Here is a 20,085-nt window from a genome sequence, read left to right on the forward strand (position 1 = left end):
CATGGTGAAGAGAAACCTATTAAAAGGTGTGACGGAGCTGCATGTCCATCCATCACCCGACATACAGCCGAGAAAATTCACGGATTTGGAACTGGCGGAGCAGATGAAGGCGTCGGAAGCAGCGGCCGTCGTGCTGAAATCCCATACGTTTCCTACGATGGCGCGGGCGGAAGCCGCGTCGAGAGCGGCCGGTTTTCCCGTGTTCGGTTCCATCACCCTGAATGATGAAGTAGGGGGATTCAATCCGGCGGCGGTGGAGACGGCCCTGAATCTGGGGGCTAAAACGGTATGGATGCCCACGAAGAGTGCAGAGAACCACAGAAAATATTTTAATCTGCCGGGCGGTTTGAATGCTTTGGAAGGGGGAAGGGTGAGGGACGAACTGGAATCCATCCTGCGCATGATTGCAGACAGGGATGTCATCCTGTCCACGGGGCACCTGTCATTTCAGGAGCAGAGAGCCGTCATTGCAAGGGCCAGGGAGCTGGGGGTCAAGAAAATCGTGATTGATCACCCGGAACTGTCTCTGACAAGGCTCACTGTCCCGGAACAGAAATATCTTCAGGAATACGGCGTCTACTTCCTGCGCTGCGCGGTATATCTGGATTTAAGCCGGTCGTACGGGGATGTGTTTTATAACCTTTCGGAGCTTGGATGTTCCGATACGGTGCTCTCTACGGATGGCGGCAACATCGGACTTCCGGACTGGCCGAAACTGATGGAGGAATATCTCCAGTATCTTCTCAGCCATGGGGTTACGGAGGAAGAGCTGAATCTGATGACAAAGGACAATCCTGCAAACCTGCTGAATCTGGTATAATAAAATAATGGTGATACAACGAAAGGTATGGCAGTGATCTTTTCGTTGGTGATCAGTAAAAGAGGCAAGGCATCCATGAACCTTAAAAACGGTTTACGGGATGCCCTGCCTTTCCGTGTGGGGAGGGAGCAAGTTATGACATTAAAGGAATTGAAATATATCGTGGCAATCGCGGAAGAAAACAGCATTTCCCGCGCGTCCGAAAGACTGTATGTATCGCAGCCGTATCTCAGCCAGTGCCTGATGCGGATTGAACGCCAGCATGATATGCCTCTTTTTAAGAGGACTCAGAACGGCCTTGTCCTGACTTTTGCAGGGGAACAGTATGTGGAAACGGCAAGAAAGATTATGAAACTCTATAATGACTTTGAAACTGGACTGTGCGAGATCAGCAATATGAGAAAGGGGCGCCTGACCATCGGCTCAACCATTCATCTGGGTTCCATTGCCTTTTCCACAATTCTGCCGATTTTCAGGGAACTGTATCCCAATATTGAGATTCGGATCAGGGAGGGGCCGTCACAAAAAATAGAGGAATACATAATGGCTTCAAAGGTGGATATCGGGCTGCTCCACTGTCCTCTGAAGGACGAAGCCATCTCCTGCGTCCCAATCTGTGAGAATAATTTTGTGGCCGTGCTGCCGAAAGACAGCCTTCTGCGGGAGCATTTTTATGAAAAGAAGGAGAGCTCGTTTCCGTTCATCGATCCCAGGCGGTTTGCAGGGGAAAAGTTTGTTCTGGCTTATCCCTATCAGCGGGTCAGGCAGATTTCGGATCAGATCCTCGCCGCGGCGGGGATTAAACCCGCCGCGTATTTGGAGACCAGCAGCGTCCAGACCGCGATGTGCCTGTCCTCTGTGGGACTCGGGATTTCCTTTATGCCGGAAAACTATATTGCCCTGTTCAACTGCCCGGTGGAACCCCAGTTCTGCCGGATGGAGGAGGAATTTGGGGCAAAATGGACGATGGGGGTGGCCTATGATTCCAGGGATACGCTGAGTGGGCCGGCGAAGGAGTTTATCAGGATTATGAAGGCGAATATGGGGTAGATGGAAAAATGCAAAGTTGACTTTCTGGTATAAACCGCACTTAATCTCAGGTACAGGTAGACTTTGAAATTGAAGCATAACTCGATATTCTTTAATAAATATTTTTTATCCTTATTTTCCCATATTGACTTATCAGATAAACCTTGCAATTTCTACCCTGTCCTCGTATAATTTTACCTGAAAGAAAGGGAGGAACTGATGCCATGAATTTCCTTAATCTGGAATATTTTATTGTGACTGCGGAAGAGATGAACTTCACGAAGGCAGCAAAACGGTTATTTATATCCCAACAGTCGCTCAGCAATCATATTGCAAAGCTGGAAGACTGCTTCGGTGTTCAGCTTTTTGATAGAAGCGCACCGCTTACTCTTACGCTGGCAGGGCAGAGTCTGTTAAAAAATGCAAGAAAGATTCTGGCGGATAAAAAAGAAGCGGAGCTGGAACTTCAGGATATCAAAGATTTTAAGAATGCTACGCTAACTATCGGTGTTCCAATTACGCGTGGAGCATTTATCCTGCCTCCGCTGCTGATACAATTTAAAAAGGATTTTCCGCAGGTGAAGGTGTTGGTGGTAGAAGGTACATCCAATATGATAACGGAAGCTCTTTATGAGGGACGCGTTGATTTTACCATTGGATTTGAACTTGATGATGAAGAGAAAATCACAACCGAAATACTTCAGGAGGAGCATACACTGATAGTTGTTCCGGACAACATAATGAAAGAATATATTCCAGAAAACGAGAGGGAGAGGATCCTTGCTCAGAAATTTCTTCCATTACAGGAATTTGCCCATTGTCCACTGATTAAAATGAATCATTGCAGCTGGATTGGTGGAATGTTTGAACGAATTTGTGACGAAGAAGGCATATGCGGTAATATTGTTTTTGAGACAGCAAATGTTACTACCATGGTGTCCATGTGTGCAGCCGGTTTGGGTGTGATTTTGTGTCCGAGTATCTTTGTGGAAGAAGCGAACCTCGCTTTGAGCTATAAGGGGCGCGTTAATATTCATAAATTTATTCTTGATTTTCCCAATGCCCATAAAATGATCGCAATTAATTATTTGAAAAATAAATATCAAACGAAAGCCGCCCATAAATTTATTGCAATGACAAAGAAAATGATGAAAAAATAAATGAATTAAAGAAATACATAGGAGAATGCCGTAATGGTTCGGGAATTATGCGCCCGGAACATTACGGCATTCTTTAATGGATTGATGATTTTTATATGTAACAGGAAAAATTTAGTTTCTCCAGACATGGTCCCATGGACAAATAGTCGGTTTCCATATATAGACTGATAATCTGAACCAGGGTATAAAGGCAGGGAGTTTCTATGCCGAGTTTTTTTCCAAGATGTATGTATGGAACGAGCCCGTAGGGAAGATCTTCAGAAAGATAACGGTGCTCCAGAGTAGTAGGGCCTTTTGTGACAGAATAGGCTGCCGTGTTGTGAAATACATCATATAGATTTTTCTGCTTTTGTGGCCAGAATGCATTTAACATTTCTAACTGAGTTGGAGCCTCAATTCCACAGGCGCGTACCACATTTACCCGTTCCTGATCAATTTTTTCCATGAAACGGGTGACTCGTGGCGTGGCTCCTGTCCCAAAAAGCAGGAAATCCTCACCGTTTTCCATACGGGTAAGATTAAAAAGCGCGAGAGGACCATGGGAGATAGGGTTAGAGTTATTTAGCGAGGTATACAGCACGCTGGGAGCGGGATAAAGCTGTGGAAAAAGTGGATGTAAATATTCCAGTAAACTTTGGTTTTTTGTGGGATCCGTGCAGGAAAATGAAATTTGCTTTTTGATAGTCTTCAGATAAATAGAATCAGGGGTCGGCGAATTACATAAGATCAGCTGCCCATTGGTCTCGGAGATAATACAGTCTTTGATGGCTGCCTCTTTCCCCAATTCCTGTTCAAACTCAACAGCACCCCAACAGCCATTTGTGATTAAGATGTTCTGGCCGGGTTCCAATAAACCTTGGAGAGCAGCAGCAAGGGGGCGATGTCCGGAAGCGACTGTACACACCAGAATTAAGTCACTTCCTTTTACGGCCATAGAGAGGGCTGTAGTAGCTGGAATATGGAATAATCCTTCGATGCAGCCGGTTGCGGTAATTCCTTTTTCTGTGATTGGTTCCAGTCTGGAAGGAGAGCGGTCATAGAGAATAACTTGATGACCATGTTGGGTCAAAAATACAGCATTTGCCTTACCGGTGTTACCGGCACCCAGTATTGTAATTTTCATATTTCTTCACATCCTTTGTTTTTTTAGTGATTTTAACATATAATTTGGTATTTTTCAAACAAATTACATAAAAAGTATGATTTAACAGCCAAAAGGCTGTGGCTGTATCGTGGAAAGCTGTTGGACGATAAGGGGCAAAACACTGTAAAATTTTACTATAGATTTGGGGGCGCGCCAGTAGTCTATACGTCAAAAATGACAAAGATGTCTGCGTATGAGAAAGGATGGGAAGGTAAAAATGGGAGAGAAAAAAGTAAAACGAAGTCCGTTGGAAGGCTTTTTGCACGGCATAGAAGTAATGGGTAATAAAATTCCAAATCCAATGCTGTTATTTATATATTTGTGCATTGGTGTAGTTGCAATTTCTGCGATATGTTCCATTTTTCATGTCAGTGCGATTAATCCGGTTAATAACGAGGTGGTAGAGGTTGTTAATCTGTTCAGCCGCGAAGGATTCGTAAAAATGCTCACCACGTTTGTTACCAACTTTACCGGCACCTCTGCCTTGGGTCTGACATTGACCTGTATGCTCGGTGTAGGTGTAGCAGAAGCTTCGGGCCTGTTTCATGTGGCACTTCGGGGACTTGCCAACACAAAGGGTTCCGACCTGAAAGTAATAGTAATCTTTACATTTGTCTGCGTTATGGCAGATTGCACCGGCGGTGCAGGATTTGTTGTAATGCCACCTCTGGGAGCGCTTATCTGGGCAGCAATGGGACGTAACCCAATGGCCGGTATGCTGGCCGCCTATGCTTCTGTATCAGGTGCGTTTGCATCTAACCTGATGATTACATCAATGGATGTAGTAAATATGGGGTATACCGAAGCGGCAGCTCAGCTGCTGGTTCCGGACATTGCACTCAGTCCATCCATGAACTGGTATTTTTCAGCAGTTTCAGTTATTTTTCTAACTATTTTTTCAGCGGTAATTACAGTGAAACTGGTAGAACCGCGTATGGGATGCTATACAGGTGATTACAGGGAAGAAGCACAGGAACAGGGTGCATATGATAAAAAGGGCCTGAAGGCAGCTGTAATTGCATTTATAGCGTATGTAGCCATTATTATTATTCTTTCCGCAACAGGAGTTCTGGCAGATGAAACAGGGTCACTTTTGAATTCTGGAGCTCCGCTGATGAAGGGAATGACGGTTCTTATTGCACTGATGTTTGCTATTCCGGGTGTTGCCTTTGGTTATGCTTCAAAACGTTTTACTAAATTTGACGATGTAGCGGCTGCAATGACAAGCGCTATGGCCGGTATGGCGGGGTATATTGCGTTATTCTACTTTATCGCACAGTTCCTCAAATATTTTGACTGGTCCAACCTGGGACTGATCTTAGCTATTAACGGTGCAAATATGCTTGAATCTTCAGGGCTTCCAATTTGGGTTGTATTGATATTATTTGTCATTATGTGCTGCTTCCTGAATCTTTTAATTGGGTCTGCTTCCACCAAGTGGTCACTTCTTTCCAGTGTATTTGTTCCGATGTTTATGTTAATGGGATATTCACCGGCATTGGTACAGATGGCTTACAGAATCGGTGATGCGGTAAGTAATCCCATTTGTCCCACATTTGCTTATTTTGGTATGCTGCTGGCACTTGCTCAGAAGTACGATAAAAAAGCCGGTTTTGGTACTCTGATGTCTAATATGATGCCTTACGTAATTGGCTATTTTATATTTATGGTTGCCGAACTGTTAATCTGGTTCTTCCTGGCATTACCGCTCGGACCTAACAGCTCGATTTTCTTTACAATGTAATCAGGGGGTTTTAGTATGAATGTTTTAGATGAGAAGCGCTCCAGTAGAGAGCTTAGAGAATATGTGAAACAGAGAATTGACCGTATGCGTATGGCAATGCAGACAAAAGGGGTAAATGTAACCATTATGATGCGGCCGGAAAATGTGTTTTACTTCAGCAATTTTAATCCGATCATTATCAGCCATGTTCCTTATTTTGTCATTACAGAAGAGGATGCATTTCTTCTGGTTCATTGCATACGGCACGATCACGCTGTTAATGAGGGCGCGGTAGATAAGGTTCTTTGCTATGGAAAATGGGGGGCAACACAGTCAATTGCCATGGATGCGCTGGACGCCTTACGGGAAATTTTGGGAGATACGCCGTTAACGGTAGGCGTTGAAGGCGATTATGCCAACATGAATTTTCTGAAACAGCTTCAACAAAAACTGCAGGTTAAATCCTACGTTGACATAGCTCAGGATGCCCTCGATCTTCGTTTGATTAAGGATTCCCATGAAATCAGTATGTGCCGCATTTCAGGAGAGCTGGTTGACCTTGGTGTAACCAGAGCCATAGAAGCGTTGGAAGCAGGGGCAAGTGAAGCGCAGGCTGCTACAGAAGGACAGTATGCCATGAGGAACCGCTGGCATGAAAAATATCAGAAATATGAGGTGTCCGGTTTCTCCAATTCAGAGACAGCTGATATAGATACTTTTGTAGTATGGTGCATGTCCAATGAACGCCTCAATTATGGCTGTGATTGTCCCTCGGGCTATGTACCAATGCCGGGTGACTTGACCATGCCGATGAGCTGGGCCAGAATCGGTGGATATAATGTGGAGAATGAAAGAACGGTAATAGTGGGCTATGTTAACGAAGAGCGTACCAGGGCCTACGATGCTATGCTGAGAGCTCGGAGCAAAATTTTTAATATGCTTCGCCCGGGAACTATTTTTGAAGAACTGTATTTTACCGCAATGAAAGAATATGAAGACGCCGGGTTTGGTAACATCTTACCGGGCCGTTGCGGTCATGGAATGGGATTATCCACTCACGAGTTTCCTTCTGTGACGAAAGGTAATAAAAAAGAACTTGCACCAGGAATGATTTTAACCGTAGAGCCGGGACTTATGAGCGCGGATCTGGGGGCTGTCAGGAACAGCGACACGGTCCTCATTACAGAGGATGGATTTGAGTTCCTGACGCATTCCAAAAGAGATAAAATTATTATAAAAGCATAAGAGAAAAGGAGGGGAGGCGGTAGCCGAACCTCCCAAAGGGGTGAAGTAATATGACAAAAAAAGAACGTATACAGGCAGCGATTCGAGGAGAAAAACCGGATAAACTTCCATATTCTTTCTGGAGCCATATGCCGGGAACCGATCTGGATCCGGAAGCCATTGCACAGAAAACTTATGAATTTTATAAGACCTATGACTTCGATTTCGTCAAAACAATGAATAATGGAATGTATGCTGTTGAAGACTTTGGATGTACAATCGACTATTCAGAAATTGCAAAGGGCGGTGTAGCCAAACTGGTCAGCTCTCCGGTTCATTGTGCGGATGACTGGAAAAAGCTTAAAGTATGTTCATGTGATAAAGGCAGCAATGCCAGAGAACTGCGGCATCTTAAACTGGTGCTTGATAAGCTGTCAGGTGAAGAGGTGCCTGTAATTTTTACAGTTTTTACACCAATCACAATAGCCGATAAAATATGTGGGGGGGAATTGACAGAATACCTGGAGGGCGGCTATGGCGAGGAAGTAAAATCTGCTCTGGAAGTTATCACAGAAACCACCTGCCAACTGGCGGAGGCGGCCATTTCACAAGGGGCCGATGGAATCTTTTTGGCATCTCAGATGAGTTCCTATGACAAGTGTACAGTTAGACAGTATGCGGAGTTTGGAAAGCCTTATGATTTACGTGTTTTAGAAGCGGCAAAAAAAGGATGGATGAATACGCTCCATTGCCATGGCAACGATATTATGTTTGAATTGTTGAAGGACTACCCGGTTCAGATATTTAACTGGCATGCATGGGAAACATTGCCGGATTTGGAAGAGGCCTATATGCTCACTGGAAAATGTCTGATGGGTGGACTGAATCGTACAGATATTACTAAAAAGAATAAAGGCGCAATTCAAAATCAGATTTTCCAATGTTTTAAAGAGCTGGGCGGACTGCACCAGATTTTAACCCCCGGATGTGTCATCCGTTATCCTTTGGATGATGAAATGCTTGCTTTTATAGGAAAAACTAGGAATGAGATAGAGCTGGCCTTTGAAAAATAGAGGATAAAAAATGTTTTATTCTGGGCGGCGAAAAAATGTAACGAGAGAAGAGACAGAAATGGACAAAAAACTGTATCAGAACCATTTGGATATTTTGAAAGAAGAGCTTTTAGTCGCTCTGGGCTGCACAGAACCGATTGCTATTGCCTATGCAGGCGCCAAGGCGAGACAGGTACTGGGAGAAGAACCGGATGAATGTCATGTTCAGTGCAGCGGTAATATCATTAAAAATGTAAAAGGTGTTATTGTGCCTAATTCCGATGGAATGCGTGGGATGGACGTGGCGGCGATACTCGGAATCGTTGGAGGAAATCCCGAGCGTGAACTGGCCGTACTGGAAGGTATCACTCAGAGCCATATTGAAAAAACCAGGGAACTTTTAAAAAACGGTTTCTGCAGATGCAGCCTTATTGAAGGAGTAGACAACCTTTATATTATCGTGGAAGTGAGAAATAAGGAGCATTCTGCCATAGTAGAACTTCAAAAACATCACAACAATATCACCAGGATTGTGAAGGACGGTAACATTCTCTTTGAAAAAGAAAGTGAAGTCCAACGAGAGGAAGAATCCAGAACCGACAGGATGCTGTTATCTGTAGAAAATATTTTACAGTTTGCAGAAGAAGTGAAAATTTCAGATGTGGAAGAAATACTGTCTCGCCAGATTTCTTATAATATGGCTATTTCTGAAGAAGGGCTGAAAGGCTCCTACGGAGTGGAAACGGGACAAATTCTCATGCACAACGCAGCCTTTACATATGGAAGCAATAATGTACGACTTCGTGCAAGAGCAGCGGCGGCGGCAGGCAGTGATGCCAGAATGAGTGGGTGTTCTCTTCCTGTTGTAATTAACAGTGGAAGCGGAAACCAGGGTATTACAGTGACTATGCCTATCGTGATTTATGCAAAAGAACTGGATGTTCAAGATGAGATATTGATGAGAGCTATGGTGATTGGAAATCTGCTCAGTGTGCATCAAAAAAAATATATTGGAAGTTTGAGCGCCTATTGCGGAGCTACCAGTGCTGCCACCGGAGCGGCCTGTGGGATTGGATATATGATGTTAAAGAAGAGGAGGGAAGATTCCAGAATTTATCAGGTTTTGTGCGATACGATTACCAACAGTATAGAGACATTAGGAGGAATGGTCTGTGATGGAGCGAAGGCCAGTTGTGCCGCCAAAATTGGTTTAGCGGTAGAAAATGCTTTAATGGCACTGGAACTCAGTCTCGCGGGAAATGTCTTTAAACCTGGAGAAGGAATGACAATGGAGAATCCGGAGGATACAATAGCAGCCGTAGGGCGAATGGGCCGGGTAGGAATGAAGGGGACAGATATTGAAATATTGAATATTATGTTAGGAAATTAAAAGTCGTTAGCAGAAAATTAAAAGTCTGTAACAGGTCGGTTTCCCTTAATTAAAAATGGAATTATGTTATTTGAAAGCGCTTTTCATATTGCAGTAAAAGCATACATCCCATATAATCCAAATGAGAAGAAGCGTCCAGCCGGGCAGTAAAACCGGCTTGGCACTTCTTCTTTTGTGTCCTGTTTCTAAGCATAATGGGATATCGTAGAAGATAGAGAATGACGCTGGGACGATCGCTGGTCTGTTCTATTTCTTCATGACAGAATGGCATTGCCGCGACAATACCATCCTCATACCCCGTCTGTTATCCGACAAAGGCGTTCTTTCATATCAACTCTTCCCCATATTATACTGACCCATCACCACCAATCAACATAATTTTCAGAAATTTCTTGACAGATATGGAAATATATGTTAATTTAGATTTAGAATAATTCTAAAACAGGAGAAAAACAATGAGGTACGGACAAAGCATATTGGAAATTATCAATAGCTCGCATGAACACATGACGGCGGAGCAGGTCTTTTTCGCACTAAAGAAACATTTCCCCGCTGTCGTTATTGCGACGGTATATAACAATCTGAACAGCCTTTACCGGCAGGGCAGTATCCGGAAAATCAGCGTTGAAGGGCAACCCGACCGCTATGACAGAATTACACGGCATGACCATCTGGTTTGCTGCCGATGCGGGAAGCTGTCTGATATTTTTCTTTCGGATTTAACTGCTGACCTGGAGAAGCAGGTGGGTTTCCAAATTGAAGCATATGATTTGAAGATTCAATATCTTTGTCCTGAATGTAAGAAGAAAGAGCTGTCATAACCATGTGCGTATGCGGGCGCGGATTCCCGTAAAAATATAATAATAGGAGGACTACATATGAGAAGTATCACGACATTAGATTTGCAATATGCTCACCGGTTTTTCGGTTTTAAGGGTGAAGCACAGTATCTGCACGGACATACGGGTATTCTGACCATCGAGGTGGAAGACACCGTTGAGCCGGGTGTAAATATGGTTTTCCCATGTAATGAGATTCAAAAGACCGCCTGGGCCGTTTTGAAGAATTTTGATCACGCTCTGATTTTAAGGGAAGACGATCCTTTGCTGCCTGCCATTCTTGAAGTATATGAAAAGCAGGGTATCCGTGACGGCGCTCCCAACAATCAGATGAAGGGCCCGGCTTTCAAAACCGAGCTTGCGACAGCCTATCCGGAATGCCGGCTTGTGGTTACAAAAGAAACCATGACGGTTGAGGGCATGATTAAAATTGTTTATGACCTGCTTAAGGATAAACTGAATATTGCAAAGATCACCTTTACCAGCGGCGTGAATGCAGCTTCCGCAGAGTTTACGACAAAGAATCAGATCGATCGCTGTCCTCTGTGCGGCATTGCCCTGAATGAAAACGGTGTCTGCCCGAAATGCGGATATAAGAAAAACTAAGTAGAACTAGGTAGAACTGCAGTCAAAAACAGCGGGTTTTGAACGGCCTGCTGTTTTTGGCATTTTCAAAAAAATAAGTGAACCGCAGCTCATATTTCAATAAAATTCCAGAATACTAATTACCTCATTTTCACATGATAATACCGGGGTGATTAAAATGATCGATAACCATGAGCTTCCCATCGGCTTTACCATGGAACTGGCACAGCACTCAGATATACTGAACCGCTTTGCCGCCCTGTCTCACGATGAGCAGGAGCGTTATATAGACGGTTCCAGAGATGTAGAGAGCCGACAGGAAATGAAGAATTACGTGGAAAATATGTTCCGCGGTTAAAGGGCCGGATGCGCGAAATATTCGGGCCGTGTTTAAAGAAATATCAGGTTTCTGCCATTTCAAGCAGCGTTTTTCCGCTGATGCGGTAAGAAGTCCACTCATCCATCGGCTGAGCGCCCATGGAAAGGTAGAAATCAATGCTCGGCTGGTTCCAGTCGAGGCACCACCATTCCAGACGGCCGCAGCCTCTCTCTACGGCTGTGGCCGCCAGTTTTTTGAACAGGGATTTCCCATAACCTTTCCCACGGTATTCGGGAAGGACAAAGAGATCCTCCAGATAGATTCCGGCTCTTCCGAGGAAGGTCGAGAAATTGTGGAAAAACAGGGCGAATCCGACCGGAGTGCCGTTCTCCTCCGCAAACAGGACTTCGGCCTTCCCTTTATCAAAGATCCATTCCTCCAGAAGTTCTTCAGTGGCAATGACCTCATCGGCCATTTTTTCGTATTCGGCCAGTGCTTTGATAAAATCGAGAATCAGTCCGGTATCCTCCCTTTTTGCGCTGCGGAATTTGAGCTGCGGGTTATCCATAATTCGTACCTCCGTAAAAGATAATGTATAAAATTCGAATCTGCACAGGATTTGTGACTAAGTCACAGATTAAGAGCAGTTTTATGTTTATAATACAGTCATCGAAGTGATAAGTCTACAGTAACTTAGAACATAGCGGTAATATTTAAATGAAAGGAAATGATCAATCATGGCAGACGTAAAAGAACTGACAACACAGAATTTTGATAAAGAAATACTCAGCGCAGAGGGAGGCAGCGTCCTGGTGGACTTCTGGGCAACATGGTGCGGACCGTGCAGAATGCAGGGACCGGCAGTGGAGAAACTGGCAGTGGCCGGTTATAATGTGGGAAAGGTCAATATCGACGAACAGCCGGAGCTGGCTGAAAAGTTCCAGGTTATGAGCATTCCGACCCTGATCGTATTTAAGGATGGCAAAATTAAAGAAAAAATGGTTGGTTTACAGTCCCTTCAGACCCTGGAAAAAGCCCTGAAGGCATAACAGAACGCCGCAGTAAAAAAGAAGCTATCAAAGGAATATTAGTTTAAGGCAATACCGTATAAAGGAAGAACAAAATAGAAACATAATAAAAAGGGAAAGTGATGTCAGTGACGCCGCTTTCCCTTTTTATCGGCTCGGCCTCCGGATTTATTCAGGCCGAAATAATCTCGTAGAGCTGTTTCCTGTCCAGGATGTTGATGGTGCCTCTGGATACCTCGATACAGCCGCTCTTTGCAAGGAGCTTTAAATTGCGGCTCACCGCTTCACGGGCGCTTCCGATGGCCTTTGCAATCTGTTCCTGGGTGAGGGTGAGGGTCGTGGATTGCTGGGCGACGGATTCATCGATCAGGAACACGGCAATTCTCTGCTGGAGATTCAGGAAAAACATCCTCTCAACCGCGGAGATGACATCCGAAAAACGTTCGGTCATCAGTTTGTAGGCAAAATTTTCTACATAAATATTGCGCTTCATCAGCGCCTGAAATACGGCGCTTGGGATTAACAGTACATCACAGTTGGTTTCTGCTTCTATCTGAACATCAAAGGTAATGACGGAAAGGACGCAGGATGCGGAAAGAATGCATATGCTGCCTTCTCTGAGCCTGAACATGGTGGTCTCTTTTCCTTCGTCGGAAAGTAGAAACGTACGGAGGATTCCCCGACGGATAATCAGGGCTCCAAGGCAATTGGCTTCACCCGAGTGGACGGACTGGCCTGCCTCATAATGAAGCGGATGCAGGTTGCCGCAAATCAGGTTTTTATCGTCATCGGAGATATGTTCCCAGAAGGGCAGGTTTTTTAAGTATACGGTTACATCATTTGACGTCATACAAATACCTCTGATTTCTTAAGCGGTGGAAGGCATGTTGCTCAGGCCTTTCACCGCTTCTTTTTAAATATTAATAATTTTTCTTATGATACAGGTATCGCGGAATGCCGTCCACCATGACGGGAGAAACATCACCCTGGATTAACGGACGCACATAGCTGATAAATTCTTCGGTCACATAGGTGCCGTCCTTGTTGATCCACTCACGGGGAACGGTCTTTTCCACATTGGAAACCTTGTGTACATTGCGCAGTTCGGTGGTGCACTGGTATGGGTCATCGGAGATTCTCTTTAAGATAACCATCTCCCCGGTGTCACCCTCATCAGCGGCCTTAACTGCGGCGCCGCCAACCTGGAAAGCCTCCAGGATATCGATACGGGAAGCCAGATGGGAAGCCGCCCGCTGCAGGGAACTGAGTTCGATGCTGCGCGTCTTGCAGCCGATCTCCTGTGCAAGGCGCCGGGCCAGATAGTTGGCGGTTCCGGTGAGCTGTTTGTGGCCGAAAGCATCGACAAAATCCACACCGTCCGTCAGCTCGCACACATAGCGGCCGTCCTCCAGGCGGATGCCCTCGGATACGGCGGCCACGACAAAGGGTTTCTTCTTAAGGAGATTCTTTACGCGCTCCAGAAAATCCTCAATATCAAAGGCAACCTCAGGCAGATAGATTAAATCCGGTCCTTCGCAGTCCTCGCCTTCCGAGAGTGCGGTGGATCCGGTCAGCCAGCCGGCGTTTCTGCCCATTACTTCGATGATGGTTACGAGGCCCTTGCTGTAAACAAGCGCACTGCTGTCCTGGATGATTTCCTTGGTGGATGTGCCGATGTATTTGGCGGCGCTGCCATAGCCGGGTGTGTGATCGGTAAGCGCAAGATCGTTGTCAATCGTCTTCGGCACGCCCACGAATTTCGTCGGATACCCCTTGATGATTGCATAGTCGGACAGCTTCTTAATCGTGTCCATGGAATCGTTGCCGCCTATGTAAATGAAACATTCTATATTCAGTTTGTCGAGAATTTCAAAAATTTTCTCGTAGGATTCAATATTTTCATGAATCTCGGGAAGTTTATAACGGCAGGAGCCAAGATAGGCGGCCGGCGTTCTCTTTAACAGTTCTACGTCTAAATCGGTCTGGATATGCTCAGATAAATCAATATACTTCTCATTTAACAAACCCTCAATGCCGTGAAGCATTCCGTATACCTTCGGAGCCCCTCTGTCGATGGCGGTCCGGAATACACCGGCGAGACTGGAATTAATGGCAGCGGTAGGCCCGCCTGACTGGCCGACAATTACATTACCTTTCATAGTTATACCCCTCCAAACTTTTTTAGTAACGGTGGCCCGTGGAAAGAGCATACAGGTTCCCGTCCACAACGGCGGAAAGTCATCTGTCCAAACTTTTTACCGTTATAAAATGATTATATCAGTTTTATGATACTACAACAAGAAAAAGTAGGGGAATATTGCTTTTAATGCCAAATTTCATTATAATAAAATCACATAAAAAATGAGATAACCATCTTTTGAGATGAAATGGAAGCCAATAGAATAAGCGGCAAAGAATTCAGACAGGAACAAATTAAATAGAAAAATAACAGAAAAGTATTGACATGGGGAAGGAGATATTATATTCTATAGAATATAGAAAACCTTTCCCGCAGATGGGAGAGACAATGCAGATTAGTGAATTACCAACCGTAGGAAAGATGCCATTGAGTGAAAAAGTATACAGGATTCTGGTCCAGTCAATTGTCAGCGGAGAACTGCCTCCGGGGACCAAGCTTCAGGAAAAACATATTGCAAAGCAGATGGAAGTCAGCGCAACCCCGGTCAGGGAAGCTTTTAAGAAACTGGTCGGCGATGGTTTTATTGAGATTGTCCCATACTGTGGGGCGGTTGTGAAGGAGCTGGACGAGGAAGAGATCAGGGAGGCCTACCACTGCAGGGAGGCGCTGGAGAAGATGGCGCTGGAAGATGCAATCGGACGGTTTGATGAGAATACCCTGAAGCAGCTCTTTGATATCATTGAAAAGGAGAAGAATACGGAAGATATTCTGGAAGTATCAAGGATTAACAAGAGCTTTCATAATGTGATTTATCTGACAGCGGACAACACGATGCTCTGCCGTCTGCTCGACATGCTGAATACGGTTATTTCACGTGACATGAAGTACTCCGCCAGCGATGAGAAGCGGAGAACTGAGATATACCATGAGCATGTTGCGATAGCCGAGGCAATCCGGGATCACGATCTGGAGAGAGCCCAGAATGCGATGGTGACCCATATCCGTAACGGCCAGAAGTACATAGAGGGACGCCGCCCGGTTTACGGGGAGGACGGTACCCGTGAGCAGGAAAACTAAAAAAAGAAGGAAACTTCTTTTTTTTACTAATATTTATTCTATAGAATATAGAAAATAGAAAGTAAATCAATAATAAGGAGGATATACAGGATGAAGAAAATTTTAATGGCAAGAGGGGCGGACAAAGTGGTGACCACCTGTGTCAAAGTGCAGCCGGGTGAAGAAGTGGTAATTATCACGGAGGAATCCAAGCTGAGCATCGCCGAGGCGGTGGCGGCGGCTGTTTACCGTGTTGGAGCACAGCCGATACTTACGGTGATGGAGCCGAGGGAACAGGACAGCCAGGAGCCGCCGAAGACGATAGCGGCGGCAATGAAATCCAGTGACGCATTTATCTCCGTTGTAGGTAAATCCATCACACACACCAATGCGGTAAAGGATGCGGTCCAGAATGGTTCCAGAGGCGTTGTTCTGACGCAGTTCAGCGAGGAAATGATGATTCACGGCGGAATCGAGTGTGATTTTGAAGAGGCGAAGGTGGTATGCAAGGCCATGGCGGAGGCTCTGGCCGGTTCCCGGGAGATTGTGCTGACGACGGCCGCGGGCACCAACCTGCGTTACTCGGCTGCCGGAAGAAGAGGAAATTCCCTCTACTGTATGGTGGAAAAAGGCCAGTTTTCCACCATACCGACGGTGGAGGCAAACGTATCCCCGCTGGAAGGAACGGCCAACGGCGTGATTATAGCGGACGCCAGCATCCCGTATATCGGTATCGGCGTTCTGGATGAACCGGTCCGTCTCACGGTGGAAAACGGATTTATCACCTCAATTGAGGGTGGAAAACAGGCTGAAATGCTGAAAGCCGATCTGGCGGCGAAAAATGATCCCAATGTATACAACATTGCAGAGATGGGAGTGGGCCTGAACCCGCAGTGCCGATTCATGGGATTTATGCTGGAAGACGAGGGCGTGTACGGGTCGGCCCACATAGGAATCGGAACGAGCATCACACTCGGGGGAGTTGTGAAGGCATCCTGCCACTACGATCTCATTATGAAGGATGCGACCATCATGGCCGACGGTAAGACTCTGATGGATGCGGGAAAAGCGCTGGTAATCTGAGTCGTTTAACAGGGGAAATTAACACGCAGTCCGAAAAGAATTTCGGCTAATTTGACGTGTAATTATTGTTATTATGGGAAATAGCAGATAAAGCTTCAGGCGGGAGGATTACAGGGAGTATAGAGGCGGAAAAGCTTTACCTGAACAGAAGGTCAGGAGGAATGAACTATGACAATTGGATTAAATGTATATCATACCATAGCAATCGCAGTCGTTATATTAATCTTGGGCGAGGCAATCCGTAAGCGGGTTGCAATTTTACAGAAATATTGTATTCCCGTACCGGTAGTCGGCGGCCTGATATGTACGGTTTTGATTCTTATCGGTCACGAGACAGGTGCGTTTGAAATCAAGTTTGACATGGCGTTTAAAGATTTTTTCATGCTGCTGTTCTATTCCGGAATCGGATTTACGGCAAGCTGGAAACTGTTGAAAAAGGGAGGGCCGCAGGTTATTATTTTCCTGGTCATCTCCTCCGTAGTCGTAATATTCCAGAACCTGCTGGGAGTCGGCCTGTCTAAGCTGATGGGCATCGATCCTCTGGTAGGTCTTGCAACCGGTTCCATCCCTATGACGGGAGGCCACGGAACATCGGCGGCATTTGCACCTGTTCTGGAAGGGGCCGGCCTTGCAAACGCCAATACGATTTCCCTGGCGGCGGCCACATTCGGCCTGGTGGCGGGAAGCCTGATTGGCGGCCCGACGGGACGTTTCCTGATCGAACATTACCATTTAAAAAGTTCCGATGCGGCCAGCGTTGCCGTAAAACTGGACGACAGTGAACTCGGAAAATCGGCAAACGGATCCAGTGAACGTGCCCTGACCGTAGGAGCATACCAGCTTCTTATCGCCGTGTCACTGGGCTGTCTTGTTTCGGATTTACTCGCCAAAACCGGCCTTTCATTCCCTGCTTCGGTAGGAGGCATGACGGCAGCGGCCATCATCAGAAACATTGCCGACAACACGGATCATTTAAAACTGCGCCTGCCGGAAATTTCAATCATCAGCAACATATCGCTTCTTATATTCCTGGCGCTGTCAATGATGACCCTGCAGTTATGGCAGCTCGCAGACCTCGCAATTCCAATGCTCGTTCTGCTTCTGGCCCAGACCATCCTGATGTTCGTCTGTGCGGTATTCATTACATTTAAGTTCATGGGAAAAACATACGACGCCGCTATGATTGCGGTCGGTCACTGCGGTTTCGGACTCGGCGCCGTTCCGACGGCCATGGCCAATATGCAGTCGGTAGAAGAAAAATACGGTGCATCACCGGATGCCTTCTTTATCGTGCCGCTGGTAGGCAGCCTGTTCATTAACCTCATCAATACATTTGTAATTACAGGTTTTGTGAATTTTTTGAAGTAGATATAAGTTCGCGGCCGGGCCGGCCCGGCGGGATGGTGAGAGGAATGCTATGAGTCTTCGATCCTGCTATCCGCGTCCCTTCCCCCACCTAACATCCTGATTGCAGAACCCTCCCCCATGTGCTATACTGTTATGCAGTTATCAAGGAAACACATATGAGGAGAAGAGAAATGAAAAAAACAGCGCTTGTAATCATGGCTGCCGGAATCGGAAGCCGTTTTGGAGGCGGGATTAAGCAGTTGGAGCCGGTAGGGCCTAACGGCGAGATTATTATGGATTATTCAATCCATGATGCACTTGAAGCAGGTTTTGACCGGATTGTGTTTGTTATCCGCCACGATCTGGAGGATGATTTCAGGGAAGTGATAGGAGACAGAATTGAAAAGATTGCTCCGGTTTCTTATGCATTCCAGGAACTGGACGATATACCTGACGGATTTTCAGTCCCTGAGGGCAGGAAAAAACCGTGGGGAACGGGTCAGGCGGTACTGAGTGTGCGCGATATCGTAAATGAGCCGTTTCTGGTTATCAATGCGGACGACTATTACGGCAAGGAAGTATTTAAGAAGATTCATGATTACATGATTTCTGAGATGGATGAGAATGCGCCCGTTTATGATGTCTGCATGGGCGGCTTTATTCTGACCAACACATTAAGCGATAACGGCGGAGTTACCAGAGGGGTGTGTGAAGTAGGGGAAGACGGAGTTTTAAAGCGCGTGACGGAGACTTACAACATTGTTAAAACTCCGGACGGCCTGTCTGCATCCGACAAAGAGGGGAACCCGGTTACGGTCAGGGCGGATCAGCATGTCTCAATGAATATGTGGGGACTTACGCCTGCGTTTATCAGAGAGCTTGAGAGAGGTTTTCCTGCCTTTCTGCAGAATTTGAAAGAAGGCGATATTAAGTCTGAATACCTGCTTCCGACCATCATCGACCAGATGATTAAGGACGGCCGTGTCAGAGTTACGGTGCTGGAAACTCAGGATCACTGGTTCGGCGTAACCTACAAAGAGGACAAGGCAGGGGTTGCGGAGTCTATCAGGGCACTGATCAGCCAGGGCGTTTATCCGGAAAAGCTGTTTAACTGATTGACCGGAAAAATTAAGGCAGAAATAAAAGAAAATCCCCGGATTGGGGAAGCAATATAGAAACTTTGGAAAAATCCTGCATATGATACCATATAACTTCATGCCAGAAGGAGGAATGGGAATCAGATGCAGGATTTTTCGTATGAAAGATTGAGAGCGCAGGAAGCAGCTTTGGAGCCTTACATACTGTACCGCAAGGATCAGGCTGTTCAGGCGGAGCGAAGTGGAAGAATCCGGGACTTTGAGTACTTTAAGAGTATGTTTCCCGATAGAGTCAAGACTTTGCAAATGTACGTGGAAGAGGTCTGCGATGAGATGGAATACGACGGAAGCCCGATCTATGATGAGTTTCCGGATCGAATTCTGATGGAGCAGATGATTCAGAAGATTGCAGATAGAGCAGCACCCGCCGGCCAGGAGACAGAGCAGGCGGAAATGACCTCGGAAGAGCTGGAACCGCCTCAAATCAGAACTGCGGATACGGCTCCGCGGGTTTCCTACGGCCCTGTCAACAGCGAGTACGGGGGCGGAGAAGGCTACGAGACTTGGGAGATGGAGGAGACTCAAATTCAGGAGGTCGGAACGGAAAGACGTCCATGGGGCCCGCCACCAGGGCCGGGTCCGTGGGGCCCGCCACCACCGCCACCTCGTCCGTGGGGCCCACCACCACCGCCACCTCGTCCATGGGGCCCGCCGCCACCTCCAGGTCCGTGGGGCCCGCCACCGCCACCCCGTCCGTGGGGCCCGCCGCCACCGCCGCCAGGCCCGTGGGGACCGCCTCTGCGTCCCAGAAATTACTTTCTGAACGACGTTCTGGGAATTCTTCTGTTTAACGAACTGCAGGGAAGGCGCTGCCGCACAGGCAGGTGCAGATAAATCTGAACGTGTGCCGAAAACGTGATAAAAACAGAATAAAAGGCAATGATAGTAGCAGGGAAGAAAGGAAAATCTTCCCTGCTTTCCTGCGTTCCGGGCAAATGTTCCTGCAATACGGTTCCTGATTGACGGTGAAAAGTTTACAAAGAGCTGTT

At 46.3% G+C, this 20,085-nt stretch carries 19 protein-coding genes; 15 read left to right on the forward strand and 4 right to left on the reverse strand.

Annotated features, from left to right (window positions below):
• Position 1: 1 nt before the first annotated feature.
• The 3 genes from QZT18_RS07605 (at position 2) to QZT18_RS07615 (ending at position 3,009) form a co-directional block, all read left to right on the forward strand.
• Positions 2–820 (forward strand): DUF6282 family protein, encoded by an 819-nt coding sequence (locus QZT18_RS07605; protein WP_294146220.1) that lies wholly within the window; start codon positions 2–4, stop codon positions 818–820.
• A gap of 135 nt (positions 821–955) precedes the next feature.
• Positions 956–1,870 (forward strand): LysR family transcriptional regulator, encoded by a 915-nt coding sequence (locus QZT18_RS07610; RefSeq protein WP_294146221.1) that lies wholly within the window; start codon positions 956–958, stop codon positions 1,868–1,870.
• Positions 1,871–2,073: 203 nt separating this feature from the next.
• Entirely contained in the window at positions 2,074–3,009 is a 936-nt protein-coding gene (locus QZT18_RS07615) for a LysR family transcriptional regulator (RefSeq protein ID WP_294146223.1), read from the forward strand.
• A 91-nt stretch (positions 3,010–3,100) separates the two neighbouring features.
• On the opposite strand, the gene QZT18_RS07620 is transcribed toward QZT18_RS07615, so the two are convergent.
• Complete coding sequence (locus tag QZT18_RS07620) at positions 3,101–4,132, reverse strand: NAD/NADP octopine/nopaline dehydrogenase family protein (protein ID WP_294146226.1); 1,032 nt, start codon at positions 4,130–4,132, stop codon at positions 3,101–3,103.
• Between the two features lie 238 nt (positions 4,133–4,370).
• Here QZT18_RS07620 and QZT18_RS07625 point away from each other — a divergent pair, with 238 nt between their 5' ends.
• The 7 genes from QZT18_RS07625 to QZT18_RS07655 all read left to right on the forward strand — a co-directional run bounded on the left by QZT18_RS07625 (position 4,371) and on the right by QZT18_RS07655 (position 11,324).
• Positions 4,371–5,897 (forward strand): AbgT family transporter, encoded by a 1,527-nt coding sequence (locus QZT18_RS07625; RefSeq protein WP_294146228.1) that lies wholly within the window; start codon positions 4,371–4,373, stop codon positions 5,895–5,897.
• Between the two features lie 15 nt (positions 5,898–5,912).
• On the forward strand, positions 5,913–7,121 hold the full coding sequence (locus QZT18_RS07630; RefSeq protein WP_294146229.1) for a Xaa-Pro peptidase family protein: 1,209 nt from the start codon (positions 5,913–5,915) through the stop codon (positions 7,119–7,121).
• A 50-nt stretch (positions 7,122–7,171) separates the two neighbouring features.
• Positions 7,172–8,173, forward strand: coding sequence for a uroporphyrinogen decarboxylase family protein (locus QZT18_RS07635; RefSeq protein WP_294146230.1), 1,002 nt, complete (start codon positions 7,172–7,174; stop codon positions 8,171–8,173).
• A gap of 58 nt (positions 8,174–8,231) precedes the next feature.
• Entirely contained in the window at positions 8,232–9,542 is a 1,311-nt protein-coding gene (locus QZT18_RS07640) for a serine dehydratase subunit alpha family protein (RefSeq protein ID WP_294146232.1), read from the forward strand.
• A gap of 476 nt (positions 9,543–10,018) precedes the next feature.
• Positions 10,019–10,363 (forward strand): transcriptional repressor, encoded by a 345-nt coding sequence (locus tag QZT18_RS07645; RefSeq protein WP_366925814.1) that lies wholly within the window; start codon positions 10,019–10,021, stop codon positions 10,361–10,363.
• 57 nt (positions 10,364–10,420) lie between these two features.
• Positions 10,421–10,987, forward strand: a complete 567-nt coding sequence (locus QZT18_RS07650) for a 6-carboxytetrahydropterin synthase (RefSeq protein ID WP_125141867.1) — start codon at positions 10,421–10,423, stop codon at positions 10,985–10,987.
• Positions 10,988–11,144: 157 nt separating this feature from the next.
• Entirely contained in the window at positions 11,145–11,324 is a 180-nt protein-coding gene (locus tag QZT18_RS07655; RefSeq protein ID WP_164516808.1) for a hypothetical protein, read from the forward strand.
• Positions 11,325–11,367: 43 nt separating this feature from the next.
• Here QZT18_RS07655 and QZT18_RS07660 read toward each other — a convergent pair whose 3' ends face one another.
• Positions 11,368–11,853 carry a GNAT family N-acetyltransferase gene (locus QZT18_RS07660; protein WP_294146237.1) on the reverse strand — a complete coding sequence of 162 codons (486 nt, stop codon included), beginning with the start codon at positions 11,851–11,853 and terminating at the stop codon, positions 11,368–11,370.
• Positions 11,854–12,022: 169 nt separating this feature from the next.
• Between QZT18_RS07660 and trxA the strand changes: the two genes are divergently transcribed.
• Positions 12,023–12,334, forward strand: coding sequence for a thioredoxin (gene trxA, locus QZT18_RS07665; protein ID WP_294146239.1), 312 nt, complete (start codon positions 12,023–12,025; stop codon positions 12,332–12,334).
• A 151-nt stretch (positions 12,335–12,485) separates the two neighbouring features.
• Here the strand turns inward: trxA and QZT18_RS07670 are convergent, their stop codons facing one another.
• A complete protein-coding gene (locus QZT18_RS07670; RefSeq protein ID WP_294146242.1) occupies positions 12,486–13,163 on the reverse strand; it encodes a Crp/Fnr family transcriptional regulator in 678 nt (225 codons plus the stop codon).
• Between the two features lie 70 nt (positions 13,164–13,233).
• A complete protein-coding gene (locus QZT18_RS07675) occupies positions 13,234–14,472 on the reverse strand; it encodes a 6-phosphofructokinase (RefSeq protein ID WP_294146244.1) in 1,239 nt (412 codons plus the stop codon).
• 368 nt (positions 14,473–14,840) lie between these two features.
• Here QZT18_RS07675 and QZT18_RS07680 point away from each other — a divergent pair, with 368 nt between their 5' ends.
• The 4 genes from QZT18_RS07680 (at position 14,841) to QZT18_RS07695 (ending at position 19,054) form a co-directional block, all read left to right on the forward strand.
• Positions 14,841–15,530 carry a GntR family transcriptional regulator gene (locus QZT18_RS07680; protein ID WP_294146246.1) on the forward strand — a complete coding sequence of 230 codons (690 nt, stop codon included), beginning with the start codon at positions 14,841–14,843 and terminating at the stop codon, positions 15,528–15,530.
• Between the two features lie 90 nt (positions 15,531–15,620).
• The gene (locus QZT18_RS07685; protein ID WP_294146248.1) at positions 15,621–16,592 is read left to right on the forward strand and encodes an aminopeptidase; all 972 of its coding nucleotides are present in this window, start codon (positions 15,621–15,623) and stop codon (positions 16,590–16,592) included.
• Positions 16,593–16,760: 168 nt separating this feature from the next.
• The gene (gltS, locus tag QZT18_RS07690; RefSeq protein ID WP_294146249.1) at positions 16,761–17,960 is read left to right on the forward strand and encodes a sodium/glutamate symporter; all 1,200 of its coding nucleotides are present in this window, start codon (positions 16,761–16,763) and stop codon (positions 17,958–17,960) included.
• Between the two features lie 170 nt (positions 17,961–18,130).
• The gene (locus QZT18_RS07695; protein ID WP_294146250.1) at positions 18,131–19,054 is read left to right on the forward strand and encodes an NTP transferase domain-containing protein; all 924 of its coding nucleotides are present in this window, start codon (positions 18,131–18,133) and stop codon (positions 19,052–19,054) included.
• Positions 19,055–20,085 lie beyond the last annotated feature (1,031 nt).

The organism is uncultured Clostridium sp. (genome assembly GCF_900547735.1).
Taxonomy (GTDB): domain Bacteria; phylum Bacillota; class Clostridia; order Lachnospirales; family Lachnospiraceae; genus Otoolea.